We start from the raw sequence: 25,830 nt of genomic DNA, 5'->3' as shown, positions 1-25,830 counted from the left end.
CGCATTTGTGCGACGCCAAGGGATTCCACTTGGCTGCAAAATGCTCTACAAACGCCACAGCCGCTTGGCGTTGCCGGACAGCAGTTGTTGCCGTTCATCGGTGCTGGTGCCGGCAAGCAGCGCGTGCGTTGCCGCAATCCAGGTCGCAAGCCCGCCGCCAAGCGTGCAGACCGGCCAGTCGCTGCCCCAGACGACCCGGTCCCAGCCGAAGCATTCGATGGTGTGCTCGACATAGGGAAGCAGCGTTTCGACAGTCCAGGATCCGGCATCCGCATAGGCGACCACACCGGAAATTTTGCCGACGACGTTCGGGCGCCGCGCGATCTCCGCCATGTGCTCGCGCCAGGGGTGCTCGGCACCACCCTTGATGTCGGGCACGCCACAATGGTCGAGCACGAACTGCACGTCCGGCGCGAGGTCGGCGAGTGCAATCGCCTTGGGGATCTGGTGCGGCAGAACGACAAGGTCGAAGGTCAGGCCGGTGCCGGCAAGCCGCTTGATGTTTTCACGAAACAGCGCGCCCTCCGAAAGCTCGTCCGGCATGACGTGCAGCACGCGGCGAAAGCCTTTGACGAAAGGATCGGCGCGCTGGCGCTCGAGATAGGCGGCAAAGCCTGGCTCTTCCGGACGGCAGGAGGCAATCGCTCCCCTCAGCAAACTGGCCTTTTCCCGCGAGAGCGCTTTGACATGGCCGGTTTCGGCCTCGATGTCGGCTGGATCGACATCGACTTCCATGTGCAACGCGCCCTCGATGCCAGCCCGGCGCGCCTGGAGTGCATATTCGTCGTAGGAGAAATCGCGGTTGAGCGCCGGCACGCCGGAGAGCCAGGGGTAGCGCAACGCGGACTGGTCGATCAGGTGCAGATGGGTGTCGAAGATCATGGTGGCGCGCTCCTCCTTGGCGACTTCGAGATCATCTCACGGAGAAATTCTTCATTCAAATAAGAATTCATCTTGATTGCTTGACGGTCGATCCCGCCAGTTGCGACAGCTTTTCGGTCGCTGCCAGCAGCAGCTCAATCGTCCTCGTAATGTCGGGCGCCTTGGGTGCGTTGACCAGGGTTATGTAGGGGATCGACAGCGCGGCGATCGCCTTGCCGTCCGAGCCGAGAACCGGTGTCGACAGGTTGAAGACACCGGCGGTCTGCATCGATGCCATCATCTCGTAGCCGCGTTCCCGGATCTGGTCGAGGCGGGCAAAGAATTCCGGCGATTGCGGTGGCTTGTCGGTGCTGCGCAGATGTTCTGAGATCATCATCTGCCGCTCTTCCGGCTGGCGGAACGCCAGCAACACATGGCCGGAGCCGGTGTCGAACAGGCTGATATGCGAGCCGACGCGGATGGAGATGCCCCAGTAATCCGGCGCCTCCTGCTGTGCGATCACCACGGCGGAACCGCGGTCGAAGACGACGAGCTGATTTGCCTGCTGTGTGGTTTCGGCCAGTTCGCGCATCAGCGATGTCGCATAGGAAACCAGCCGGCGCACCGGCGCGTGCAGCTGCGCCAGGCCAAACAGCTTGAGCGTCAGCGAATAACGGTCGCCATCCGGCCGCGTGACGTAGCCGCGCCGCACCAGCCGGTCCAGCATGCGGTAGAACTCGTTCGGGCTGCGGTCGAGCTTCTTGGCGATTTCCGCCTGCGTCAGGCCGCCGTCGACGCCGGCCAGCAGCTCGAGAATGTCGAGCCCCTTGTCCAACGCCGGGGCTCGATAGCGGTCGTCTTCCTCGTCCTCTGCCATTGGGCTTCTCCAGTGAATTTCACCTTTCATATACGCATAACGGCATTGCTTCCGGAAGAACTTTCGGCTTGACGATCCTATAAATGTTTTGTTTGTATATGAATGAAGCTGCCGATCAGCCCTCGCTATGGATCGACGCAGACCTTGGGAGGATACCAATGACGAAACTGTTTTGCGGCCTGTCGGCCGGCGTAACGCTGCTCGCACTGGGTGCGAGTGCCCTTGCTGCCGACCTGCCCGGCAAATTCGACGGCGTCACCATCGACGCCAAGCTGATCGGCGGCCAGCAATATGAAGGGCTGTACGCACGCATCGGCGAATGGGAAAAACTGACCGGCGCCAAGGTCAACGTGATCTCGAAGAAAAATCACTTCGAGCTCGACAAGGAAATCAAATCGGACATCGCCTCCGGCAGCATCAACTGGTGCGTCGGGTCGAACCACTCGTCCTTCGCGCCGCAATATCCTGATATCTACACCGACCTCAACAAGCTGCTGCCGAAGGAGGAGATCGACGCCTTCGTGCCGTCGACGATCAAGGCCTCGACGCTCGACGGCAAGCTGGTGATGCTGCCGCGCGCGCAGTTCGACGTGTCGGCGCTCTATTACCAGAAGAACCTCTACCAGGACGAAGCCAAGAAGGCCGCCTACAAGGCCAAATACGGCAAGGAGCTGACACCGCCCGACACCTGGGACGAGGTCGCCCAGCAGGCGGAATTCTTCGCCAGCCCGCCCGATTTCTACGGTACCCAGTTCGCCGGCAAGGAAGAGGCGATCAACGGCCGCTTTTACGAGATGCTCATCGCCGACGGCGGCGAATACCTCGACAAGGATGGCAAGCCGGCCTTCAACTCGGAAGCCGGCGTGCACGCGCTCGACTGGTTCGTCAATCTCTACAAGGCCAAGGCGGTGCCGGCCGGCACCACCAACTATCTGTGGGACGATCTCGGCCAGGGCTTTGCCTCGGGCACCGTCGCCATCAACCTCGACTGGCCGGGCTGGGCAGGCTTCTTCAACGATCCGAAGTCGTCGAAGGTCGCCGGCAATGTCGGGGTGAAGGTGGCGCCGAAGGGATCGGCCGGCATTCGCACCGGCTGGTCGGGGCACCACGGATTTTCGGTCACCGAAAACTGCGCCAGCAAGGAGGCCGCGGCGTCGCTGGTCTGGTTCCTGACCAATGAGGACAGCCAGAAGCTCGAGGCGGCAAGCGGCCCACTGCCGACCCGCACGGCGGTGTGGGACTGGGACATCCAGCAGGCGGCCAGCGATCCTTACAAGAAGGAAGTGCTGGCGGCTTTCCAGGAAGAGGCAAAGCACGCTTTTGCCGTGCCGCAGACACCTGAATGGATCGAAATCTCCAACGCCGTCTATCCCGAATTGCAGGCCGCCATCCTTGGCGACAAGACCTCCAAGCAGGCGCTGGACGACGCTGCCGCCAAGGCCACGCAAATCCTCGAGGACGCCGGCAAGCTTTGACCATTCTCCCAAGGGGGCGCCGCGCTCATCGAAGAGCGGCGTCCCCGAACTTTTTACGAACCATGCGCAACACGCTTTGTCTTGATCCCAGCTCGCCGATGGCGGCCTTCGGTGTCCGGGCACCAACCAGAACCGGATCGCCATGAAAGGCTGGAGACCTTCGCCGCCATTGCTGCTCCTGCTGCCGGCGGTGATCGTTCTGGCAGCGGTGGTGGTGGTGCCGCTGCTGCTTTCGCTCTATTCCAGCTTCACGCCGTTCCGGCTGACCAGGCCGGAGACGTTCTGGGTCTTCATCGGCGCGCGCAACTACGTCACCATCCTGACCAGCCGCGCTTTCTGGGTCGCCTTTGCCCGCACCGTGGTGCTGCTGACCGTCGCGCTCAACCTGGAAATGCTGATCGGGCTCGGGCTGGCGCTGCTGGTGGAGAAGGCATCGCGCGGCCAGCGGATCCTGCGCACCATCATGATGTTCCCCATGATGTTTTCGCCGATCCTCGTCGGCTTCCAGTTCAAATTCATGTTCAATGACAATATCGGCCTGGTGAACAACGCCCTGCAGGGGCTCGGCCTGACCGATCGCGCCATCCCGTGGCTGATCGACGGCAATCTCGCCTTCATCGCCATCCTGATCGCCGAGATCTGGTCGTCGACCTCGGTGTTCGCGATCCTGATCCTGGCCGGGCTGCTGGCGATGCCGCGCGAACCGGTCGAGGCGGCCCGCGTCGACGGCTGCACGCCGTGGCAGACATTCCGCTATGTCACCTGGCCGTTCGTCATGCCGTTTGCCTTTATCGCCATGACCATCCGCTCACTCGACGTCGCGCGCGCCTATGACATCGTCAAGATCATGACCGACGGCGGCCCCGCCGGCCGCACCGAACTGGTCTGGACGCTGGTCGCCCGCACCGCCTACAGCGACGCCAGGATGGGAATGGCCAATGCCATGGCCTATTTCTCGATCCTGCTGTCGATCCTGTTCACCGTCTATTTCTACCGCAAGCTCGCCGCAGCGCGCACGCAGATCGCGGCGGAGTGGTGAGGATGGACCAGAACAGCCTGCATCGCGTCGGCAACAAAGCGCTCGGAATCGTTCACGGCATCGGACTGTTCCTGGCCATGCTGGTCATCTGCCTGCCCGGCATCTGGATCGTGCTGTCGTCGCTGCGGCCGACCGTCGAAATCATGGCCAAGCCGCCGGTGTGGATTCCGCAGCAGCTTTCGCTCGACGCTTACATCGCCATGTTCAGCGGCGTCGGCCAGGGCGGCATTCCGGTGCTCGACTACTTCCGCAATTCGCTGATCATCTCGGTGACCTCGACGGTGATCGCCATCGTCATCGGCATGGCCGGCGGCTACGCCTTTGCCCGCTACCGCTTTCGCGCCAAGTCGGCGATGTTCCTCGGCCTGATGCTGACGCGCACGGTGCCCGGCATCGCGCTGTCGCTGCCGCTGTTCTTCGTCTTTGCGCGGCTCGGCATCATCGACACGCATTTCGGGCTGATCCTGGTCTATGTCGCGCTCAACGTGCCCTTCACCGTCTGGCTGATCGACGGCTTTTTCCGCCAGGTGCCGAAAGATCTCGCCGAAGCCGCGCAGATCGACGGCTGCACGCGCTGGCAGGCCTTCTGGCAGGTCGAGTTTCCACTCGCCGGGCCCGGCATCGCCTCGGCCGGCATCTTTGCCTTCCTCACCTCCTGGAACGAGTTCGCGCTCGCCTCGCAGCTGACGCGCTCGATCAACTCCAAGACCCTGCCGGTCGGCCTGCTCGACTATACGGCCGAATTCACCATCGACTGGCGCGGCATGTGCGCGCTCGCCGTGGTCATGGTCATACCGGCGCTCACGCTTACCTTCATCGTCCAGAAACACCTCGTCGGCGGCCTCACTTCCGGCGCGGTGAAAGGCTGACATGGCAACTGTATCCCTCAAGAACCTCACCAAAAGCTATGGCCCGGTGGCGGTGGTGCACGGCATCGATCTCGAGGTCGCCGACCGCGAATTCATCGCGCTGGTCGGGCCGTCCGGCTGCGGCAAGTCGACAACCCTGCGCATGATCGCCGGCCTCGAGGCGATCAGCGACGGGATCATCGAGATCGGCGGCCGCATGGTCAACGACCTGCCGCCGCGCTCGCGCAACATCTCGATGGTGTTCCAGTCCTACGCGCTCTATCCGCATATGACCGTGCGCGAAAACCTCGGCTTCTCGCTCAAGATAGCGGGCGCCGCGAAAGAAGAAATGGACCGTCGCGTCGCCGAAGCGTCCGGCATTCTCGGCCTCGACCAGTTGCTCGACCGCCGGCCGTCGCAGCTGTCCGGCGGACAGCGCCAGCGCGTCGCCATGGGCCGCGCCATCGTGCGCGATCCCGACGTCTTCCTGTTCGACGAGCCGCTTTCCAATCTCGACGCCAAGCTTCGGACGCAGATGCGCACCGAGATCAAGAAGCTGCACGCCAAGGTCAAGTCGACAGTGATCTACGTCACCCATGACCAGGTCGAAGCGATGACATTGGCGGACCGTATCGTCATCATGCGTGACGGTTTCATCGAGCAGGTCGGCACACCCGACGAGGTCTTCCGCCGGCCGCAGACACGCTTCGTCGCGGGCTTCATCGGCTCGCCGCCGATGAATCTGCATGAGGCGGTTGTCGACGACGGACAGTTGCTGTTCGCCAGCGGCGAGAGGCTGCCTTTGCCCAGCCAGTTCAAGGCCAATATCGAGGCCGGCGACAAAGTCGTGTTCGGCCTCAGGCCCGACGACATCTATCCGACCGGGCATGGCATCAGCTCCGGCGAAGACGTCGACGTCCACCAGGTGGAGTTGCCGGTGACCATCACCGAGCCGCTCGGCAACGAGACGCTGGTGTTCGCCGAATTCAACGGCAGCGACTGGGTATCGCGGATGCTCAATCCAAAGCCGCTGAAAGCCGGCGACCGGGTCAAGATGAGCCTGGACCTGTCGCAGGCCCATCTGTTTTCCGCCGAAACGGGCAAGACATTGCGAGGTTAAAATCATGGCAAAGATCGAGAAAATCGAACTGCGGATGGTCGACCTGGTGCCGAAGGTCAAGCGCACCGATGCCATCCAGAGTTTTGTCAGCCAGGAAACACCGATCGTCACCATCACCGACGCCGACGGCGCGGTCGGCACCGGCTACAGCTATACGATCGGCACGGGCGGCTCCTCGGTGATGCGGCTGCTGGCCGACCACCTTGCGCCGCGGCTGATCGGCCGCGACGCCGACATGATCGAGGCGATCTGGCACGAGCTGGAGTTCGCCACCCATGCCACGACGATCGGCGCGATCACGGCAATCGCGCTCGCGGCCATCGACACTGCCCTTTGGGACCTGCGGGCCAAGAAACAGAGGCTGCCGCTGTGGAAGCTTGCCGGCGGCGCCAAGGACCGCTGCCCGCTCTACACGACCGAAGGCGGCTGGCTGCATATCGAAACCGAGGCGCTGGTCGAGGATGCGCTGGCCGCCAAGGCCAAGGGGTTTCGCGGCTCGAAGGTCAAGATCGGCAAGCCGCACGGCTCCGAGGATCTTGCCCGGCTGACGGCGGTGCGCCGGGCGGTTGGAGACTCCTACGAGATCATGACCGACTGCAACCAGGGCTTCTCGGTCGACGAGGCAGTCCGCCGGGCCGAGCGCTTGCGTGAACTCGATCTCGCCTGGATCGAGGAACCGTTGCCGGCCGACGACATAGACGGCCATATCCGCCTGTCGAATGCGACGTCGACGCCGATCGCCGTCGGCGAGTCGCTCTACTCGATCCGGCATTTCCGCGAATATATGCAGAAGGGCGCGTGCTCGATCGTGCAGGTCGATGTCGGTCGCATCGGCGGCATCACGCCGTGGCTGAAGGTGGCGCATGCAGCCGAGGCGTTCGACATACCGGTCTGCCCGCATTTCCTGATGGAATTGCATGTCAGCCTGACATGCGCCGTTCAGAACGGCAGATATGTCGAGTATATTCCCCAGCTCGACGAGCTGACCGGCAAGAAAATGCGTATCGAGGACGGGCACGCGCTGGCGCCGGACGAGCCCGGCATCGGCATCGACTGGGACTGGGATGCGATCAAGTCGAAGAGCATCGCGGAATTCACCATGGCGATAGTGAAGTAGGAGGCGGACATGCAGCGAATGGGAATGGTGCTCGGCCTCAAGCCGGAGAAAGTCGCCGAGTATGTGCGGCTTCACGCTGCCGTGTGGCCGGACGTCCTCAAGATGATTTCCGCCTGCAACATCAAGAATTATTCGATCTATCTGAGGGAGCCGGAGCACCTTTTGTTCAGCACCTTCGAGTACCACGGCACCGACTATGCCGCCGACATGGCGAAGATGGCCGCCGATCCCACGACGCAGGAATGGTGGGCGCTCTGCATGCCATGCCAGGAGCCGCTGCCGACCCGCAAGGAGGGCGAGTGGTGGGCGTCGATGGACGAAGTCTTCCATTATGACTGATGACATTTTCGATCCTGCCTCGCTCTCCCAGGCCTGGGCACAGCCGTCAAAGCCCAGGCCGATCGTGATCTTCGGCGCCGGCTCGATCGTCGGCGATGCGCATTTCCCGGCCTATGGGAAAGCCGGCTTCCCGGTTGCCGGGCTGTTCGACCCCGACCTGGCCAAGGCGGAAAAACTGGCGCAGAGATGGGGCGTCACCGCTTACCGGTCGGTCGAGGAAGCTGCGTCAATCAAGGACGCCGTCTTCGATCTGGCGACGCCCCCGGCTCACCACGCCGGCGTGCTCAGGGCGCTGCCCGATGGTGCGGTGGCGCTGATCCAGAAGCCGATGGGCAGCAATCTCACCGAGGCGACCGAGATCCTCGAAATCTGCCGCGCCAAAGATCTGAAGGCGGCGGTGAATTTCCAGCTGCGCTTCGCGCCGATGATGCTGGCGCTCAGGGATGCGATCGCCAAGGGCTGGCTGGGCGACGTGGTTGATTTCGACGCATGGCTGGCGCTGGCGACACCCTGGCAGCTCTGGGAATTCCTGTTGCAGGCGCCGCGCGTCGAGATCGCCATGCATTCCATCCATTATCTCGACCTGATCCGGCAATTGCTCGGCGACCCCAAGGGGGTTCACGCCAAGACACTCGGCCACCCCGGCCATAAGGTCGCGCAAACGCGCACCAGCGCGATCCTCGACTATGGCGACACCGTGCGCTGTGCACTGTCGATCAACCACGATCACAAATTCGGTCGAAAACACCAGGCCTGCGAATTCCGCATCTGCGGTACCGAGGGCGCCGCTTACCTCAAACTGGGCGTCAACCTCGACTATCCGCGCGGCGAGCCGGACATCCTCGAAATCTACCCCAAAGGCGGCACGGACTGGATTGCGGTTCCACTCGTCGGCGCATGGTTTCCGGACGCCTTTGCCGGCCGCATGGCCAATGTCCAGCGCTACGCGTCGGGCGAGGACGCCGAGCTTGTCAGTTCCGTCGAGGACGGCTGGAACACGATGGCGCTGGTCGAAGCCGCCTACCGATCGAGCGCGGCGCCGGCAACACCGATAGCGGCGAGGCCCTGACATGGAGCAGACTGTCTATTTCGAGGACTACCGGATCGGCTCGTCGCGCATGACCAGCGGGCGCACGATCACCGAGACCGATTTCGTCGTCCATGCCGGCCATACCGGTGATTTCTTTCCCCACCACATGGACGCCGAGTTCATGAAGACGACGCCGTTCGGGCAGCGCATCGCCCACGGTACGCTGGTGTTTTCGGTCGGCGTCGGGCTGACGGCCAGCGTCGTCAACCCGGTTGCCTTCTCCTATGGCTACGACAGGCTGCGCTTCATCAAGCCGGTGTTCATCGGCGATACGATCAGGACCCGCACCACCATCTCGGCCAAGGAAGACGACCCGAAGCGACCCGATTCAGGCCGGGTCGTCGAGCGCTGCGAGGTGATCAATCAGCATGGCGACGTGGTGCTGGTCGCCGATCACATCTACATCGTCGAGCGTCGCGACAAGCCGAGTTGAGCCTCGACGGATGGCGCTGAAACCTAAAGACAAAAAAACCGCCTTGCGGCGGGTCCTCGGTCCGAATCAGCACCATACGCAAATTAGTAGCATAGCTGCCGGCACAAAGCAAGAACAAAATGTGGCAAACCGGACAACCGCGAAAGGTTGCGCTGCCCCTTATCGCCCTGCGAACGCCGACTTGCAGGACTTGGGTTCCGCGGAGCAGGCGGATAGAGGTGGTGCCGACATCGGGAATTGGTCATATCCGGTTGACCGGATATACCGGCTTGCCGCCGCGCAGGACCGATGCGACATCGGCAAACACCTTGTTGCGAACCTCCGCGTAAGACTGGGTCGAGTAGTGCGCCGCGTGTGGACTGACCAGGACGGTGTCCAGCGCCAGCAGCGGATTGTCGGGCGAAGGCGGCTCCCGCTCGAACGTGTCGATGCCGGCGCCTGCCAGATGGCCGCGCCGGATCGCGTCCGCCAATGCGACCTCGTCGACCAGGCCGCCGCGGGCCACGTTGATGAGTATCGCCCCTTCCTTCATCCGCGACAGGGCTTGCGCCGACATGATGTTTCTGGTCTCCGGTGTCGCGGGAACGTGCAGCGAGACGATGTCGGCCCTGGCCAGCAACTCGTCGAAGCCGACCGGTTCGGCACCACCGGCCGCGATGCGCTCGGCCGGCATATGCGGGTCGTAGGCGATGATGTGGTAGCCGAAGACCCGCGCCCGCTCGGCAGTCAGCCGCCCGATCTGGCCGAAGCCGATCAGGCCGAGGATCTGCCTGTCGGGCCGTGTGATGCCGGCGCCGTCGGTCATTGCAGCCCAGCGGCCGGCGCGCACCGCGCTGTCGAACTGCTTCAGCTTGCGCGTCAAGGCCAGGATCAGGGCCATGGCGTGGGTGCTGACTTCAACCAGATTGGCGTCCGGCACGTAGGTTACCTGAACACCGGCACGGCTGGCGGCCTCGACGTCAATCGAGTCGAGCCCTACGCCGAACCGTCCGATGACCTTGAGCCTCTTCAGTTCCGCCAAAACGCGAGCCGTGATCGGCTCCCGCAATACCATCAATGCGTCGGCGTCGCGGCAGTGTTCGATCAGGGCATCTTCCGTGAGCAGCGTCTTTTCGACAAATTCGACGTTCAGGCCGTCGAGGTAGCGCAGCTGCTCCTCCTCGACTGACAGCACACCGTCGGTCTTGATGATCTTCATGGCAAACTCTTGCTATGAGGCGCTGCGCGCCGAGGCGACGCCGGCGGCAAGGCCGGCCCCGAGAAACATCGTGTCGCTGGCCAGCATGTAGAAGCTGATGCCGTGCCGCGACCATTTGCCGACATCATCCGCCGAAGGGCGAAAGATGCCGACGGCCTTGGGGGCCGCGCGCGCCGCGGCCGCGATCCTCATAATCGCTGCATTGAGCTTGTCCTGGCCGGCCGGCCCCATGGCGTCGATCGAGACCGACAGGTCGCCGGGGCCAATGAAGACCACGTCGACGCCGTCGACCTGGACGATGTCGTCGATGTTGGCGAGGCCTTCGGCCGTCTCGACCTGGATGGCGACCGTCAGGACCTCGTTGGCCGACTTGAGGTAGTCCGGAATCCTGTAGCCATAACCGGCGGCGCGGCCCGGGCCGACACCGCGGGCGCCGACCGGCGGGTAACGGCAGGCCATGACCGCCATGCGGGCTTGCTCGGCCGTGGAGACGCGGGGTACCAGGACACCCGACGCGCCGGCGTCGAGCGCGGCCGCCATCCACTCCGGCGTGTGGCCGGGAACGCGCACCATCGCGGGAATCCTGTGGACATCGGCGGCGCGGATCAGATCCTCTAGCCGTTCGCGGCCGATCTGCGAATGCTCCCAGTCGATGCACAGGAAATCGACCCCGCTGGCGGCTGCCACTTCGACCGCCACAGGGTGCGGGATGGCACAGAAGGTACCGATGAGGCGATCGAGAGAGATACATTTCTTGCGAAAGTCGTACATGAAATCTCCAGAAATTTTCGGCGTCGGCAAAACCTGTGTGCGCTATGTGGCCCGCGCCAAAGGATGCACGGCTTCCGTCGACATCGGGAAATGCCGGCTGCCGCCTGAAAACGGCGGGAAGGTCTTGTAGTCGGCGCGCATCTCCAGCCGCGCCGGCGATTGCAGCGCGTGCGTCAATGCCGCGGGACTGTCGAACATGACCCGATTGCGCTGCATATGGTCGATCCGCGGCCAGGGCAGCGAACCGCACCAATCCAGTCGCGACAGAACCTCGATGTGGCGAATGCCGGGGAAGCCCCGCATCAATTGCGGATGATGCGTCACATAGTGATAAAGCCAGGCATTCATGTCTTCGGCCGGCCCGGGATAGTGGACAAGATAGCTGCAGGGGAGCCCGGACGTCTTGACGCCAGCGTCGTCGACGGGAAACGGACGCACGCACATTGCCTGTTGCGTCGGCCTCGAACCGGCGATGCTCGACAGCATACCAGGTGCGGCAAGCGCCTGCAGATGGCCGGACGGCGCCAGCGCCGCCTCCATGTCCGCCAGTTCGTCGAAATAGAGCTGGAAGCCAAAGACCGGCGGTGGACCATCGTTGTTGAACATGTCCGTCGCCACTTCGGGTAGATAGATGTTTGCAAGCACAAGGCCCGGCGTTGAAGCAATCACACGCCGCACGGCGTCAACATCTTCGCCGGCGATGGCCAAATTTGCCTCGCGGTCATCATGGAAGAAGGCAAGATAGGCAAAGCGCATGTGGACACCTGCTGGATCGAGTTCGACTAGATCAAATTCGGAAGAAAGAGAGCGATCTGCGGAAAGAGGACAATCAGCAGGATCAGCAGAAGCGTCAGCGCGATGTAAGGCGCCGCAGCCATGGCAACCGTCTTGAGCGATGTGCCTTTCGGCGCAACGCCGATCATGATGAACAGCAGCAGACCAAACGGCGGCGTGGTGAAGCCGACCTCGTAGGCGAGCAGCAGGATCAGCCCGAACCATACCGGCTCGTAGCCGAATTGCTGGGCGATCGGCAGGAAGATCGGCAGCGTGATCAGCATCATCGAGACCTGATCCATGAACATGCCGAGCAGCAGGATGACGAGCACCATCATGAGCAGCATGGGATACGGTCCAAGATCGTAGCCCACGATGAACTGGATAAAGCCGTTGGAGGCGCCGGAGAAGGCGAATATCTGCGAGAACGTCGTCGAAGCCGAGATGATCAGGAAGGTCATGCCGGTGACCTTCATCGCATCGTCCAGCGACTTCCAGACAACCGACCAGCTGAACCGTCGGTAGACAAACAACAAGGCGAAGACGGCGGCACAGCCGAGTCCGGCCGATTCCGTCGGCGTCGCTATCCCAAGGATGATCGTGCCGACCACCATGAACACGATGACGCTCATCGGAATGATGTTGACGGCGACCGCCCTCACCTTCTCGGCCGCGGGAACGGCGGGTACCGGATAGTGCGGAGCGGCGTCCGGATCGATCTTCGTCTGCGCGAAGATCAGGGCCGCGTACATGACAACGAGCAGCAGTCCAGGCAGAGCCCCCGCTATGAGCAGCGCGCCGACGTCGATCTGGGCAAGCGAGCCGAGCAAGACGGCCAGCGAGGATGGCGGGATGATGACGGCAAGGCTTCCGGCGCCAAGCACCGGGCCGTAGGCCATATGAGGCTTGTAGCCTCGCTTCAGCATCTCGGGCACCATCAGCGAGCCCATCATGCCGGTATTGGCGAGGCTGGAACCTGACAGCGCGGAAAAGATCGTGCCGGCGGCGAGGACGACATAAGCGAGGCGTCCGCGCAGATTGCCGATGCACAGGTCGAGCGCGTAGATGACCTTCTCGCCGAGGCCGGAGCGGAAAAACAGGCTGCCCATGACGAGAAACATCGGCAGCGGAGCAAGCGCATAGGTCGAGACAGCGTCGGAGAAGTTGGCGACCATCTGCGTCACGCCGATCGAACCGCCGAAGAACAGGTACAGCCCGATCACATTGGTGACGAAGAACGCGAAGGCGACCGGCAGCCCAAGCCCCATCAACACTAGGATGGTGCCGACGAGCACGGCGAATGGAAACAGCCAGGCCACCGGTCAGAGCCCTTCCATTTCCAGCGGATCGAGCGTGTACAGCGTGTCACGGCCGAGCAGATATCTGAGCCATTCCAGCGCCGAGAGATAGAAGGCGAGCATGATGGGCAGAAAGACCAGCCATTTCGGCATATCGAAACTGCGCGTTTCGTATTCGCCGCCCGCCACAGCACTTGTCAGCGAAGACAGAGCGACGCTGCCAAGGTAGAGGCTGACGGCAATGCAGGCGAGATAGACCAGCTTTTCAAGCACCGCCCGTGCCCGCACCGGCAGCGCCTGGCGCAGGAACTCGACGAAGACATGGCCCTTGCTGTGGACCAGCCAGGGCATCGGCAGAAATGCCGCATAGAGCAGACCGTATTCCGTCGCCGATACTGCCCAGGCAAGCGGCCTCAGGCCCAGATTGCGGACGCACACATCAGCAACCACCGCGACGATGATGAGGCCAAGCACTGCTTTTGCCGCCGCCGCCAACGCAAGGCTCAGCTTCCCGATCGCTGCAAACAATCCTTCCATTTCCCACGACCCTCATATCCACCTTGATGAAGGGGCGCACGAGCGCCCTCGGCTCGGGCTACTGGAAGAATTTCTTCAACTGATCGATGTTGGTGGGATCGCGTTTGGTCATTCTCGCCCAGCTCGCCTGCGTGGCAGCCGCCAGGAATTTGTCGCGGCCGGCGCCGGTCAAGCTGATCACCTTCTGCCCGCCGCCGATCATCGCCTGTGCCTGCTTTTCGGACTCGGCGAGATTGGCGTCATAGCTCACGCGCTCGTATTCGACGGCCGTGTCGACAAGCAGTTTCTGCGCCTCGGGTGACAGCGTGTCCCATTTCGCCTTGTTGATCGAGATCAGCACATCGGTTTTGAAGAATTGCGGGTCGACACGGTATTTGGTGAATTTGTCCCAGCCGAACGACGCGTAGCCAAACACGGTATACGCGTTGGCATTAACGACGCCGCGCTCGAGCGAGGTGTAGACATCCCCCGGCGCTTGGACGATGACCGTTGCGCCCAAGGATTCAAGGAAATCGCGGTAGAGCGGCGACGAGCGGATCTTCAGACTGCTCCACTCGATGCTGCCTTCATCGTTGAGCTTAGGTTCGTCGACGGTGAAGACGTTGAAGCCCGAACCCGCGTCGACATGCGCCAGCAGATGGGCATTGGCCTTCTTCTCGAAAATTCCGCTGATGAAATCCCAGCCGCCACTCTCGCGGACCTCCCACGGCGTCTTCGTCGATGCGGAGAAAACCTCGCCTTCGGGCACGAGCTCGAGGAACTGCCCTGCCGGTGTGTCGATCACGTCGATCAGGCCGCTCCTGAGCGCCGCGCCCTGCTGGATCGGCGGAATGACCTCCGGCCCGCCACGCACGTTGATCTGGACCACGCCCTTGCCCTTTTCGTTCACCTTCTGAACGAACTTCAGGAAGCTCTGGGCGTAGCCGTTCTGCGTCGGCGTAAAATGCACGGCGTTGAGGACGACCTCTTCGGCCATGGCGATACCCGCCACACCCGACATGAGTGCAGCCAAAACAAGGGATTTCCAAATGCGCATTGCCGTACTCCCTCTGATAGTTCGCCCATGATCGGGCCGATCTGAAATTGCGATCGCCGCGCCGCCACACGAACGGCGGTTAGTTGATATCATCTCCTACTGTCAGGAACCGCCCATGCGCATAGAAGACCGGCGATCGGTCAGCGCGATCCAGCGCAACGCCTGAGACGATGCCGATGACAATCATGTGCGACGCCCGCACGATGATTTCGGCCACCCGGCATTCGAACATTGCCCGCGCGCCGACAAGCAAGGGCGCGCCGGTTTCGCCACGCACCCATGATCCGGTCGAGAACCGCGCGGCGCCCTTGGCTTTGGTCATGCCGCCAAAGGCACGTGCGACATTCTCCTGGTCGCCGGCGGGAAGATTGACCGAAAACGGCAATCCTTCGCGAATGGCCGAGGCAAAGGTGCTGCCGCGGTTGACGCAGGCCAGCAGCGACGGCGGCTCGGCGCTGAACGAACAGAGGGCCGTCGCCGTGATGCCGCAAAAACCGATCTCGTCATGTTCCGACGCGAGGATGGCGACCGAGCCCGCCACGGCCCGCATCGCCTGCTTGAAGGCGCGCGGATCGATGGCGTCGTGCCCATGCACCCACGGGGTCGGAATGGCGGCCGCCGGCATCAATTGACTCGAAGCCCGGCCTGTCGCATCAGCGGCAGCACGCGGTCGCAGAAGAAGGGCAATTCGTAGGTGTAGTTGACGAATGTAAGGGCGGCGCCGGAATAGCCCTGGTCCATGATCTCAGTGAGATCGTCGACGATCTTTTCCGGCGTGCCGATGAGCGGGAACGTTCCGGCACCGCCGGCGAACCTTTGCCGATATTCGGTGAAAGCCTTCGCATCGTGCGAGTTCGCGAATTCCTTCTTCTTGCGCATGTGCTCGTCGACCGCACCCTCGTCCGCGCATTCCAGCGCGTAGTGCCGGTAGTAGTCCTCGGCCTCCTGCTGGGTCTCCCGGCAGACGACGTGACAGACCGTATAGACGCCGACTTCGCGTCCGACTTCGGCCGCTCGGTTGGTGATGTCGACCACATGCGCACGGCCGTCGGCAATTTCGGAAAAAGTCGAAAACAAATAGTCACAGTGGCGCGCCGCATAGTTGCGCCCCGGCGCGCCGAAGGCGGCGTTCATGGTCACCGGTCGTGGCGCCTGCAGGCTTGGCGGGCGGCTGACGACCCCCTTCAGATCATAGAACTCGCCGCCGAAGTCGAACGGCTCCCTCGATTGATAGGCGCGCACGATGATGTTGATCCATTCCTCGGCCTGATCGTAGGTTCGATCGCCGACCGTCTGCCCGAACATGGCGAACTCGTCGGGGTTCCAGCCGCAGACAATGTTCAAGCCGGCCCGCCCGTTGGAGATGTGGTCGACCGTCGCCAGCGCTTTTGCAGCCTGCAGCGGATGTACCAGCGGCACATGCACCGTCATGAACAGGCCGATGTTTTCGGTGGCGACAGCAAGGCCCGCCGCCCAGGTGAAAGTCTCGAACGACCATTCCCGTACATGCGTCAGACCGCCGAAGCCGCGCCAGCGGGCGATCGGCAGCAGAAACTCGAGGCCGGCGCGATCGGCGATACAGGCGGAGTTAAGGTTGTCTTCCCAGCGGGCACGCCAGCGCTCGGGAACGGTGGTCATTGCCAGGCCGCCATCGGCATTCATTGAAAAGACGCCGAGCTTGAACCTGTTCGGCCCTTTCAGCGGGTGCTGCTTCCTGATCATGCTTTCCCCCGCCGCGACATGCCCTGACCTTCACCGTTGGAGTTTTGAAACGGTGGGCTAAGCTTCATGAAACGCTCCTCGGCGTTCTGAATGAAGTGGGTCATGCGGTCGTAAGCGGCGACGGCGTCGCGCTTGACGAATGCCTCATAGATTGCGCGCATGCCGGCAACGATAACGGCCTGCGTCGGCTGGTGCGACAGCGTCCTTAAGCGGACGACGAGCACATGGTCGGCGAAGCGGGCAATCGTTTGTGAAAGGCGCTCGTTCTCGACAGCGCCGAGCCAACAATTCCTGAATGCCGAATTGGCCTGGAAAAAGCGGTCGGCATCGCCGGCGGCGGCCGCGGCCTCGGCCTCCCGAAGCGCGGCTGCCAGGGTCTTGAGGCCAGCGGCGTCAAGTGTCCGTGCCGCGTGTGCGGCGGCCCGCGGCTCGAGCAAGCGGCGGACCTCGAAGATGTCGGCGACATCCGTTGCGGTAAGCGTGGGCAGGGTGAAGCCGCGTGTGGTGCCGACGAGATAGCCCTCATGCACCAACTGCATCAGGGCGTCGCGGACAGGCATTCTGGAAATGCCGAGCTGGGCGGCAATATCGACGTCGACGAGCTTCTGGCCAGGCGCCAATTCGCCATGCTGTATCGTCAGCCGGATTTGTTGATAGACCTGGGCACGCAGATTGCCATCGCCAACCCGTTTGAGCTCTATCGTTTCCGTCATCCACGCCTTCCCATGCGAAGATTTCGTATATCGTTTGAGGCTGTGTTCTCGCAGTCGTGCCGTTTGAAATGCAGCCACGTGTCGGCAGAAATCGACCTATCAGCCATGTTCCCGGCTCAAGTGGAGCATAGGCTGGATCACCTGGCAAGATGTTTTAAGTTTATAATGTATACTGTTTGAGTTCGCTGTCCGGAGGGCAATGGATCGCGCCATCCGTGCTGCCGCGCCGCGCGACGGCGGGGACAGCTAACGATCCGCGCGGTTCGGTAAAAAACGTACAGACGTTTTTCCGTGACACATCGAAGTTGACGGATTTAACTAAAATTACTTGCGATCTGCGCGCGCCGGCACGCCCACCCCGATCCCCTCGCCGGTACGCATTACTGGATCGCCCGCCGTATCGAAAGGTGCGGCGGGCTTTTCGTTTCGTTTGGCGGGGAGGCGCTTATGCGAGACTTGCCCAGGAATATCGACGCCGACGTCGTGATCGAAATCAGCAAGCTGCTCGATGACCGGGCGAAGTCCGTGCCAGTGCCGGTGCACAAGCTGGCGGCGATGATCCGGCTGGGCGTCGAGACCCGTCTGACCGATCACTCCATCGAGGAGCTGATCGTGGAAATGGCCGCGACGCGCGGGCTTCCGATGCTGTTCGACTTGCCGGTGGTCGACAACGTCGTGCCGTTTGCCTTGGCGCGCCGTCCCCGCTGACACTTCGCTCGAACTTCACCGATCATCGCGTCGCCGCTCGACTTCACTTGTCCTGATGCGCGGGCCGAGTGTCGCCTTTCTTTTCGGGGTCGTGGGTATGGTGGCTGTCGCGTTCGCCGCCGCCGCCGGAGACCTTGCTGTGGCTGCGACGGTCGGAGTCGGCCGGCGGCTTTTCGATGCTCAGCGGCTGCTTGGCGTTTTCGTGCGCGGCGCCGGGACCGCCCTGGCGGATGCTGGCAGGAGTCTTCTTCGACGTGGACATGACCTAGCGATCCTGAACGTTGCCTTGATGAGTGGTGTTGACCTTCGTATTGCCTTGCTGGCCCTGCTTGTCGGGATCCGGAACGGCAGATTGCGGCGCCTGGTCGGCTGCTACCGATTTTTTGTCACCGGCGCCTTTTGGGCTCAGATTCTTCGGCGGCACAGGCGGAGGTTTTGTGCTCATGGCGTTTCTCCTTCCGCCACCCAAACAAGCGGCTCGGGAGAAAGGTTCCCGAGGGTCCGATACTAACGGTGATTGCCGCAACGAGCCGGGTCCACAGGCCGTGGCTTGGGGCCGGCGGGATCCAGGATTATTTCTTGATGATGTTTCCGTTGTTCAGATCGAAGGCCTGGGCACCGAACGCCTGCCTGAAGAAATCCTCCTGCAGATCGCCCCATTCGCCGAGATAGGCGCCGCAATTGCTGCAATGGATCGGCGTCGAATCCTTCGGATTGTCGGGAATCTCCATCAGGATCGTCCCGCACGCCTTGCAATCGAGCTTGTCATCCAAACGGCGGCCCATTGGCACATGATCGCGCGTTTTCAGCCGTGCGCCAATTGTCGTTTTCATACCAAGTCGCGAAAGGCACGTTTCCCAACCACTGAAGGGATCGAAAGCTAGGCCGTGAACTCATAAATGCGGTATGACCGCGATGAGTGGGAAGCAGAGTAAAGGGCTTGGCTTAGCCCTTCACGCCCCATTTAGTTGGCTGGCATCGACGACGTCTGATCCCATATGCTCAACAAAAAAGTCTCTTATCCTCCGGCGATGCCGATCCCACCTGGGAGACATTCGTTCACTTTCATTCTCATATTCAGCTAGAAATACCCATTCCACGAATTGATCCGCTGTAACATCACCGACTTGAGGAATAAAATCGATGACATCCATGAACTTGTCGCCGTGCATTCCTCCACAATAGCCATGACCAACACAGACCGCGTGCATGAGCGAGTCGAATCTATTTTTTGCCTTCATGGGACATGCGCGATGATGAAGCGGGATGCCTACGCGCGCTGCGGCAACATATCCTTCTTGGGCGTAGGTCCGCAATGGATCGTTTGCCGACTGAGACTTTTATGTTGCGGCGGAATCTGATTCAGGCTCAGCATGAGCCGATATGACCTGACCGATTTCGAATGGCGCGTGATCCTTGCTGCCCTCAAACTCGTCTCAACTCGCATCTGGCTACGCAGTAATTGACTCTACGTCCTAGCGTTCCGCCGGATTTCCGAAGGCGGGATCTCGCCGCCTCGAATACGTCCCCACCCGCGGCAGCTCGTCTGGAAAGTCGACCCAGGGAAGCCTCATGTCCCAATATGCGTGGGCCTGCGGCGAAAACCGTTCGGGATGATCGAGGAAGCCGACCGCCAGATAGAGTTCGTCGGGCAGGCCCCGGTCGACATAGCCGATCGATGTTCCGCAATCCGCACAGAAGGACCGAAGCACGCCTGGGGTTTTCGAAAAGGTCTTCGGCGTGCCGGTGAGCAATGTGAATTCGGAAGGCCGATAACCGACCCACACCGACAGAGGGCTTCCTATCGCCTTGCGACAGTCGTCATCGTGATCGGAGCAAATCCAGAAAGGCTCACCGCGCATCTCCGCCGTTATGGCGCCGCAAAAACAGGAACCCGTTTCAGTTCGTGGCATTGCCTTGCTGCTGGATTTCATTGCTGGCCCTACGTCATTGCTGGCCTGGCATTTCGGTATTTTCCTTTGGGTTCTTCTTGATGCCGGCGGCAGGCGAGGTATCGGCCGGAGCATTGCCACCCTGGTTCTGTTCAGGGGCTCTTTTGAGCGGCGAAGTTCGCCAGCCCATATCGCCGTACAAAAAGCCAATCAGAAAGCCGACGATGATGATGGCCGAAATCACCATCGCAATTAACGCGTTACGTCGCTCCATTTCGCGCGGCTCCTTTCTTCGAGCCGAACAAACGATGGCGGAAATGGTTCCGGCGAGACGGACCGGCGTGACGGTACGGACCCAGCCCGGAACATTCAGCCTCACCGCAGGTTCGAATGAGTGCTCTTCTACAGGGAGTGGCTTGCATGAGACCCGCCGTAACCGATCGCATCGAAACCAAGAAATACGACCACCCGACAGGCGGCTGGGGATCGCTCAAATCCCTGGTCCGCAAGGCGCGAGGCGAAGGCCTGCTGTTGTCCGGGATATGGAGCACGCTGCTCAAGCAGAACAAGGCCGACGGCTATATGTGCGTGTCTTGCTCATGGGCAAAGCCAGCCCAGCCGAGGCCTTTCGAATTCTGTGAAAACGGCGCCAAGGCGACGATGTGGGATCAGACCAAGCTGCGCTGCGAACCCGCATTCTTCGCCGAGCACTCGGTGACGGAATTGCTCGATTGGCCGGACCACGATCTGGAGAAGCAGGGCAGGCTTACCGCGCCCATGCGCTACAATGCCGCCACCGACCGTTACGAGCCGGTTTCCTGGGACGATGCATTCCGCGACATAGCTGCCGAACTGCGGCGGCTCGAACCCAAATCGGTGGTGTTCTACACATCCGGCCGCGCCTCGCTCGAGGCCTCGTTCATGTACCAGCTTTTTGCGCGGATCTATGGGTCTTCGAACCTGCCCGATTCATCTAACATGTGTCATGAATCGACGTCGGTCGGCTTGCCGGAATCGATCGGCTCGCCGGTCGGGACCGTGCAGCTCGAGGACTTTGCGAAATGCGACATGATGTTCTTCTTCGGGCACAACACCGGGGTGACGGCGCCGCGCCTGCTGCATCCGCTGCAAGAGGCACGTCAACGCAACGTGCCCGTCTTCACCTTCAATCCCTTGCCCGAGCGGGGACTGAAACGCTTCAAGAACCCGCAAAACCCTGTCGACATGCTGTCGCCCGGGCCTGGCACCAAAATGTCCAGCGACTTCTTCCAGGTTCGTTCCGGCGGCGACATTGCCGCGATAACGGGCATCGGCAAAGCGTTGCTGGCGCTCGACGATGCCGCCCGCGAAAGCGGCAGGACGCGTGTCCTCGACACGGCATTCATCGCCGAGCACACGCATGGCTTCGCCGAGTTCGAAGCCTTCCTGCGCAACACCCAGTGGAGCGATATCGTCGCACGATCCGGCATTGCGCAGACCGACCTGGAGCATGTCGCCGAGGTCTACAGCCATGCCAACGCGGTGATCGGCAATTACGGCATGGGCCTGACCCAGCATCGGCACGGCACCGAGAACGTCCAGATGCTGTGCAACCTTTTGATGATGCGCGGCAATATCGGAAAACCCGGCGCCGGCATTTCGCCGCTGCGCGGCCATTCCAACGTCCAGGGGCAGCGCACCGTCGGCATATCGGAAAAACCCGAGCTCGTGCCGCTCGACAAGTTCGCCGAATTCTATGCCTTTGAACCGCCGCGCGAGAAAGGTCGCGATACGGTCGAAACCTGCGAAGGCGTCATCGACGGATCGGTCAAGGGCTTCGTCGGACTGGGCGGCAATTTCGTGCGGGCCGTTCCGGAAACCGGCCTGGTCGAAAAGGCCTGGCGTGGGCTCGACCTGCATGTCGAGATCGCGACCAAACTCAACCGCAGCCACCTGATCGCCGGGCGGACAACCTATTTGCTGCCTTGCCTGTCACGGCTGGAAAGAGATCATCAGGCAAGCGGCGACCAAAGGGTGTCGGTAGAGGATTCCACCGCCTGTATCCACGGCTCGTTCGGATCGCGACCTCCGGCTTCGCCGCATCTGCTTTCCGAGCCCAGGATCGTTGCCGAGCTTGCCAAGGCGACAGTGCCGGGCAGGAGTTCGATCCCATGGGACGAGTGGGTTGGGGATTATTCCCGCATCCGCGACGAAATCGAGCGCTGCTACCCCCAACATTTCCGCGACTTCAACAAGCGTTTCCTGACGCCCGGCGGCTTCCATCGCGATATCAAGGCGAGCAAGCGGGTGTGGGAGACGCCGAACAAAAGGGCAAACTTCAAGCTGCCAAGTGGCCTTGAAACCGATCCTGACATCGATGTCGCCGGCCGCGATGTGCTGACACTGATCACGGTGCGCTCCAACGACCAGTTCAACACGACCGTCTACGGCTACAACGACCGGCTGCGCGGCATCAGCGGCACACGCATGGTGCTGTTGATGAACGAGAAGGATATCCAGCGCCTCGGTTTGAGCGCCGGACAGGAAGTCGATCTCGAAGCCAATGCGCAGGACGGTGTGGAGCGCTGCGTGCACGGGCTGCGCGTTACACCTTACTCGGTGCCGGAGGGAAATTGCGCCGGTTACTACCCCGAGCTCAACCCGCTGGTTCCTTTGTGGCACAGAGCCGAGAAGGCTCATGTTCCGGCGGTCAAATCGGTACCGGTGCGGATATTGCCATAGGCGTTCGTCGTTCGCGGCAGGCACGCACCACGCCGATGTGACCTGGCGCGACTTTCAAATCGCGACCTCAGCCGGCTCGCGCGAGTTCATCCACGGCATTCAGGATCGCACTCTGGCTCGCCGGCTTCTGCACGATCCTGCAAGCGCGGAACCCGGCCGGAATTTCGCGTTCACCAAAGCCTGAGAGGAAGGCGAACGGAACACCACGCGTCCGCAACGCTTCCGCAATCGGATAGCTGGTTTCGTCGTTCAACTGGATATCCAGTAACGCCGCGTCGACGCCGCCTTCGCCAACGAGCCTAAGTGCCGCCGTCACCGACGAAACAGGTCCAACCACCTGATGGCCGGCTTTGCGCAGGTAAGCCGCCGCATCGTCGGCGATCAGCCATTCATCCTCGACGATCAGCACACGCACCTTTCCGGTCACGACGAGCCCTCGCGGGTCAGAGGGAATGCGATTTCCGCCTCCAAACCATTTGAGCGGAAACTTGTTTCAACTTTTCCGCCCAGCCTATAGCCGATTTCTCCGCGCAGAAGGGTAAGGCCGAAGCCGCTGTCGGTTGGCTCCTTGATGCGGGGGCCGCCCTTCTCGCGCCAGACGAGCTTGAAGGTTCCGTCGGCCACCGACCATTTGACAACTATCCGCCCGGCAGGCCTCGACAGTGCGCCATACTTGGCGGCATTCGTCGCCAGTTCATGGATGGCCATGCCGAAGGAAAGCCCTTGTGCCGGCTTGAGATTTACCCTCTTGCCATCGAGCTCAAACCGTTCGGGGCCGAAGGGATCGAGTTCCTGACGCAGCAGTTCCTCGACGGAGGCTTCCGTCCAGCTCTCGCGCGAGAGCAGACTATAGGCTCGTGACATTGCATGCAGGCGCCCGATCAAGGCTTCGGCGAACTCCTCTTTCGATGCCGAGTTTTCACGGGTCCGGTTGGTGATGCTGGCGACAACCGCCAGCATGTTCTTGACGCGATGGTTCAGCTCCGAGATGAGAACCTGCTGACGCTCTTCCGCCTGCGCCAGCGTCGTCACGTCGATCAGGGTCACGACCACGCCCTGGATGCTGCCGCTCTTGTCCCGGTACGGGTTGATGCGAACCAGGTAGAACCGGCCCTTGTCGTCGCGCGCAAGGTGATGGTTCAGGATCTCTCCCGTCTCGAACACTGCCTCGATGTGAGGCTTCAGCTCGGGATAGTCGAGCTGGCTTGAAAGGTCGGTCGGCGGCCGTCCGACATCGGATGGGCGCAGATTGAAGAAGGCCGATGCAGCGGGGGTAAAGGTCCGCACCACAAGGTTGCGGTCGAGGAAGATGGTTGCGATCTCTGTGCTTTCGAACAGGTTTCTGAGATCGCTGTTGGCGCGGTCGAGCTCTTCAATCTTGCTGGTCAGCTCCGCGTTGATGATGCTGAGCTCTTCGTTGAGCGACTGCTTCTCCTCCTTCGAGGCCTCAAGCTCCTCATTAGTCGACTGCGGCTCTTCATTGGCGGAGAACGTCTTCGTCTTATAGCTGGAAAAGTCGTGACCGGAATGGCCGCGCAGAGTGGGGTCGATTTCATCGGCGGCCCGATCCATGTCAGCCTTGTGCTCGCCACCCCCCTCGGCCAGCCCGTTCAGCACATTGAAGCCGCGGCCAAACGCCTGAAGCTTTGCGCCGATCTCCTCGGCGGGCGCTGCGATATCGATCAGGCCGCTCGAAATCGCGCTTTGCGGCATGTCCGGGTTGCGCGCGCCGGAACCGTTGGAGGCTTGGGCAATCGTCAGTCCGCCATGTTCCTTGATCGCCCGGGCGCCCAGCGTGCCGTCCGAATCGCCCCCCGACAGGATGATGCCTATGGCGTACTCCCCTTGGTCCTCGGCCAGTGCACGGAAGAAGATGTCGATCGGTTTGCGCTCGCGGTTAAGCGTGTTCGGCCGGCGCAGCGAAAGCGCGCCCTTACGGATGGTGAGGACGACGTTTTGCGGCATCACATAGACTTGGTCGGGTTGGACCGCCATGCCCTCCTCGGCGACGATGACCGGCATGCCGGTGTAACGTGCGATAACGTCATGCAGCAGGCTTTCGCGCTCTGGGCTCAGATTAGTGACGACGACGAACGCCATGCCGGTGCCGCCGGTCAGTCCTTTGAACAGGCCCTCCATCGCGGGAATGCCGCCGGCCGATGCGCCGACGCCGACAATGGGAAATCTTCCGTTCTGGAATACCATGCCACGCCTCGGTAACAGCCGCGGCTGCGAAACCGCCAAATCGGACCTCAGACTAATGCATGTCGCGCAAAAGTGTGCAGCGGTTTTGCGATAACGAGATGAATAAAAACAACAGCCTAAAGCGCGTCGCATGAGGCCGGCAAATCGCGACGTGCTTTAGGACCGGACCGAGCCTCAGGCCAGTAAATAGTCCTCGAACGGAACAAAGCACCGCGGGTGGGCATTAACATCCGGTTTTCGAGGCGGTTCCAATGGCAAAACGACCACCTGAGATAAAGCCGGCAAAACAAATCTCGTTACGTTCGCCGGATCTGGCCAAGGTCCCGCTATCCGAAGAAATCCCGCCTCGTCTGCTCGCGCGCGCGGAACGGTTGCAAGAGGCTTTGTCCCGTCATTTTGTACAAGTCCGCGCCGACAGCCGTGACTCCCGCAGAAAGAAGGAACAATGAGGTGCGCGACCTGCAAGGCTTGCATATCCTGATCGTCGAGGACGAATGGATGCTGGCGGGCGATCTTGCACGTTATTTCAGCAAGATGGGCGCCGTCGTGCTTGGCCCCGTGGCGACAGTCGAACAGGCGTCGAAGCATACCGATGAGGCGGAAGCCGCAATCCTGGACGTCAATCTCAACGGAAGACGGGTATTCCCGATCGCGGACGAACTGATGCGCCGCGGCGTGCCGTTCGTGTTTTTCAGCGGCGACGAAGACATCGTTATTCCTGAGCGCCTTCGGTATGCCAGCAGCCTCAGAAAATCCTCGGACGGCCAGGCTGTTTTCGATGCTCTCTTCCCAGCCGAGACGCCTGCATCGAAAGGAGGTCGAGCGTCGGAGCCCTCGGACGACGTATTTTCACTGCTGCCCAAGCTCAGGCTCGCTGCACGCCTGCTGCTGGGAGACGTGGAGGCCTCCGACCGGCTGGTCGAGCGAACGCTCGAACAGGCCATCGGCGAGATAGACAAGAGACGATCCGGCTCCTCCACGGAGGACTGGCTGAACGGCATCATGCGAAACATCGTCAGGGCACGCGGAGCAAACTTGTTGCACTGACCGCGGCCG

31 protein-coding genes are annotated in these 25,830 nt (G+C 61.7%); 12 read left to right on the top strand and 19 right to left on the bottom strand.

Going from position 1 to position 25,830, the window contains the following annotated elements; genetic code table 11:
- Positions 1-45: 45 nt before the first annotated feature.
- Positions 46-882, bottom strand: a complete 837-nt coding sequence (locus NKI54_RS08840; RefSeq protein ID WP_352691183.1) for an amidohydrolase family protein — start codon at positions 880-882, stop codon at positions 46-48.
- 67 nt (positions 883-949) lie between these two features.
- Positions 950-1,738, bottom strand: a complete 789-nt coding sequence (locus tag NKI54_RS08835; protein ID WP_352691181.1) for an IclR family transcriptional regulator — start codon at positions 1,736-1,738, stop codon at positions 950-952.
- A gap of 158 nt (positions 1,739-1,896) precedes the next feature.
- Here NKI54_RS08835 and NKI54_RS08830 point away from each other — a divergent pair, with 158 nt between their 5' ends.
- The 8 genes from NKI54_RS08830 (at position 1,897) to NKI54_RS08795 (ending at position 9,199) form a co-directional block, all read left to right on the top strand.
- A complete protein-coding gene (locus NKI54_RS08830) occupies positions 1,897-3,213 on the top strand; it encodes a type 2 periplasmic-binding domain-containing protein (protein WP_352691179.1) in 1,317 nt (438 codons plus the stop codon).
- 142 nt (positions 3,214-3,355) lie between these two features.
- Complete coding sequence (locus NKI54_RS08825) at positions 3,356-4,252, top strand: carbohydrate ABC transporter permease (protein WP_352575504.1); 897 nt, start codon at positions 3,356-3,358, stop codon at positions 4,250-4,252.
- A 2-nt stretch (positions 4,253-4,254) separates the two neighbouring features.
- Positions 4,255-5,121, top strand: a complete 867-nt coding sequence (locus NKI54_RS08820) for a carbohydrate ABC transporter permease (protein WP_352451567.1) — start codon at positions 4,255-4,257, stop codon at positions 5,119-5,121.
- A 1-nt stretch (position 5,122) separates the two neighbouring features.
- The gene (locus NKI54_RS08815) at positions 5,123-6,220 is read left to right on the top strand and encodes an ABC transporter ATP-binding protein (RefSeq protein WP_352691177.1); all 1,098 of its coding nucleotides are present in this window, start codon (positions 5,123-5,125) and stop codon (positions 6,218-6,220) included.
- 4 nt (positions 6,221-6,224) lie between these two features.
- Positions 6,225-7,337, top strand: a complete 1,113-nt coding sequence (locus tag NKI54_RS08810; RefSeq protein WP_352575500.1) for a mandelate racemase/muconate lactonizing enzyme family protein — start codon at positions 6,225-6,227, stop codon at positions 7,335-7,337.
- Between the two features lie 9 nt (positions 7,338-7,346).
- Entirely contained in the window at positions 7,347-7,676 is a 330-nt protein-coding gene (locus NKI54_RS08805) for an L-rhamnose mutarotase (protein ID WP_023676093.1), read from the top strand.
- Positions 7,669-8,745 (top strand): Gfo/Idh/MocA family protein, encoded by a 1,077-nt coding sequence (locus NKI54_RS08800; RefSeq protein WP_352691175.1) that lies wholly within the window; start codon positions 7,669-7,671, stop codon positions 8,743-8,745. Before NKI54_RS08805 ends, NKI54_RS08800 begins: the two co-directional genes overlap by 8 nt.
- A 1-nt stretch (position 8,746) precedes the next feature.
- On the top strand, positions 8,747-9,199 hold the full coding sequence (locus tag NKI54_RS08795; protein WP_352569274.1) for a MaoC/PaaZ C-terminal domain-containing protein: 453 nt from the start codon (positions 8,747-8,749) through the stop codon (positions 9,197-9,199).
- Between the two features lie 241 nt (positions 9,200-9,440).
- Here NKI54_RS08795 and NKI54_RS08790 read toward each other — a convergent pair whose 3' ends face one another.
- The 9 genes from NKI54_RS08790 to NKI54_RS08750 form a co-directional block, all read right to left on the bottom strand.
- Positions 9,441-10,397 (bottom strand): C-terminal binding protein, encoded by a 957-nt coding sequence (locus tag NKI54_RS08790; protein ID WP_352691173.1) that lies wholly within the window; start codon positions 10,395-10,397, stop codon positions 9,441-9,443.
- Positions 10,398-10,409: 12 nt separating this feature from the next.
- A complete protein-coding gene (locus tag NKI54_RS08785) occupies positions 10,410-11,168 on the bottom strand; it encodes an HpcH/HpaI aldolase family protein (protein ID WP_352691172.1) in 759 nt (252 codons plus the stop codon).
- 42 nt (positions 11,169-11,210) lie between these two features.
- The gene (locus NKI54_RS08780) at positions 11,211-11,924 is read right to left on the bottom strand and encodes a hypothetical protein (protein WP_352691170.1); all 714 of its coding nucleotides are present in this window, start codon (positions 11,922-11,924) and stop codon (positions 11,211-11,213) included.
- Between the two features lie 26 nt (positions 11,925-11,950).
- Positions 11,951-13,261 (bottom strand): TRAP transporter large permease, encoded by a 1,311-nt coding sequence (locus NKI54_RS08775; RefSeq protein WP_023676099.1) that lies wholly within the window; start codon positions 13,259-13,261, stop codon positions 11,951-11,953.
- Between the two features lie 3 nt (positions 13,262-13,264).
- Positions 13,265-13,777: a TRAP transporter small permease gene (locus NKI54_RS08770; protein ID WP_352575489.1), complete on the bottom strand. Its 513-nt coding sequence runs from the start codon at positions 13,775-13,777 to the stop codon at positions 13,265-13,267.
- A 58-nt stretch (positions 13,778-13,835) separates the two neighbouring features.
- Complete coding sequence (gene dctP, locus NKI54_RS08765; protein ID WP_352691167.1) at positions 13,836-14,813, bottom strand: TRAP transporter substrate-binding protein DctP; 978 nt, start codon at positions 14,811-14,813, stop codon at positions 13,836-13,838.
- A gap of 79 nt (positions 14,814-14,892) precedes the next feature.
- Entirely contained in the window at positions 14,893-15,438 is a 546-nt protein-coding gene (locus NKI54_RS08760) for a flavin reductase family protein (RefSeq protein WP_352691165.1), read from the bottom strand.
- Positions 15,438-16,532, bottom strand: a complete 1,095-nt coding sequence (locus NKI54_RS08755; RefSeq protein WP_352451596.1) for an LLM class flavin-dependent oxidoreductase — start codon at positions 16,530-16,532, stop codon at positions 15,438-15,440. Before NKI54_RS08755 ends, NKI54_RS08760 begins: the two co-directional genes overlap by 1 nt.
- On the bottom strand, positions 16,532-17,248 hold the full coding sequence (locus tag NKI54_RS08750) for a GntR family transcriptional regulator (RefSeq protein ID WP_352691163.1): 717 nt from the start codon (positions 17,246-17,248) through the stop codon (positions 16,532-16,534). Before NKI54_RS08750 ends, NKI54_RS08755 begins: the two co-directional genes overlap by 1 nt.
- A 447-nt stretch (positions 17,249-17,695) precedes the next feature.
- Between NKI54_RS08750 and NKI54_RS08745 the strand changes: the two genes are divergently transcribed.
- Complete coding sequence (locus NKI54_RS08745; RefSeq protein WP_352451554.1) at positions 17,696-17,956, top strand: hypothetical protein; 261 nt, start codon at positions 17,696-17,698, stop codon at positions 17,954-17,956.
- A gap of 43 nt (positions 17,957-17,999) precedes the next feature.
- Here NKI54_RS08745 and NKI54_RS08740 read toward each other — a convergent pair whose 3' ends face one another.
- The 6 genes from NKI54_RS08740 to NKI54_RS08715 form a co-directional block, all read right to left on the bottom strand.
- A complete protein-coding gene (locus tag NKI54_RS08740; RefSeq protein WP_352455303.1) occupies positions 18,000-18,218 on the bottom strand; it encodes a hypothetical protein in 219 nt (72 codons plus the stop codon).
- 3 nt (positions 18,219-18,221) lie between these two features.
- Positions 18,222-18,401 carry a hypothetical protein gene (locus NKI54_RS08735; RefSeq protein ID WP_292657139.1) on the bottom strand — a complete coding sequence of 60 codons (180 nt, stop codon included), beginning with the start codon at positions 18,399-18,401 and terminating at the stop codon, positions 18,222-18,224.
- Between the two features lie 127 nt (positions 18,402-18,528).
- The gene (locus NKI54_RS08730) at positions 18,529-18,789 is read right to left on the bottom strand and encodes a hypothetical protein (RefSeq protein WP_352451552.1); all 261 of its coding nucleotides are present in this window, start codon (positions 18,787-18,789) and stop codon (positions 18,529-18,531) included.
- Between the two features lie 120 nt (positions 18,790-18,909).
- Positions 18,910-19,110 carry a hypothetical protein gene (locus NKI54_RS08725; protein ID WP_352457439.1) on the bottom strand — a complete coding sequence of 67 codons (201 nt, stop codon included), beginning with the start codon at positions 19,108-19,110 and terminating at the stop codon, positions 18,910-18,912.
- Positions 19,111-19,431: 321 nt separating this feature from the next.
- A complete protein-coding gene (locus NKI54_RS08720) occupies positions 19,432-19,869 on the bottom strand; it encodes a GFA family protein (protein ID WP_502898205.1) in 438 nt (145 codons plus the stop codon).
- Between the two features lie 34 nt (positions 19,870-19,903).
- Positions 19,904-20,122, bottom strand: coding sequence for a hypothetical protein (locus NKI54_RS08715; protein ID WP_352472892.1), 219 nt, complete (start codon positions 20,120-20,122; stop codon positions 19,904-19,906).
- A 146-nt stretch (positions 20,123-20,268) separates the two neighbouring features.
- Here NKI54_RS08715 and NKI54_RS08710 point away from each other — a divergent pair, with 146 nt between their 5' ends.
- A complete protein-coding gene (locus NKI54_RS08710; RefSeq protein ID WP_352457437.1) occupies positions 20,269-22,569 on the top strand; it encodes an FdhF/YdeP family oxidoreductase in 2,301 nt (766 codons plus the stop codon).
- Between the two features lie 67 nt (positions 22,570-22,636).
- Here the strand turns inward: NKI54_RS08710 and NKI54_RS08705 are convergent, their stop codons facing one another.
- Positions 22,637-22,978 (bottom strand): response regulator, encoded by a 342-nt coding sequence (locus NKI54_RS08705; protein WP_245274673.1) that lies wholly within the window; start codon positions 22,976-22,978, stop codon positions 22,637-22,639.
- Between the two features lie 14 nt (positions 22,979-22,992).
- A complete protein-coding gene (locus NKI54_RS08700; RefSeq protein WP_352691158.1) occupies positions 22,993-24,774 on the bottom strand; it encodes a chemotaxis protein CheB in 1,782 nt (593 codons plus the stop codon).
- Between the two features lie 251 nt (positions 24,775-25,025).
- Between NKI54_RS08700 and NKI54_RS08695 the strand changes: the two genes are divergently transcribed.
- The gene (locus NKI54_RS08695; protein WP_352457435.1) at positions 25,026-25,223 is read left to right on the top strand and encodes a hypothetical protein; all 198 of its coding nucleotides are present in this window, start codon (positions 25,026-25,028) and stop codon (positions 25,221-25,223) included.
- Positions 25,224-25,272: 49 nt separating this feature from the next.
- Complete coding sequence (locus tag NKI54_RS08690; protein ID WP_352691156.1) at positions 25,273-25,821, top strand: response regulator; 549 nt, start codon at positions 25,273-25,275, stop codon at positions 25,819-25,821.
- Positions 25,822-25,830: the final 9 nt, after the last annotated feature.

Source organism: Mesorhizobium sp. M0663 (assembly GCF_040320585.1).
In the GTDB taxonomy this organism is placed as follows: Bacteria; Pseudomonadota; Alphaproteobacteria; order Rhizobiales; family Rhizobiaceae; genus Mesorhizobium.
This window is presented reverse-complemented; position numbering and strand designations above follow the sequence as displayed.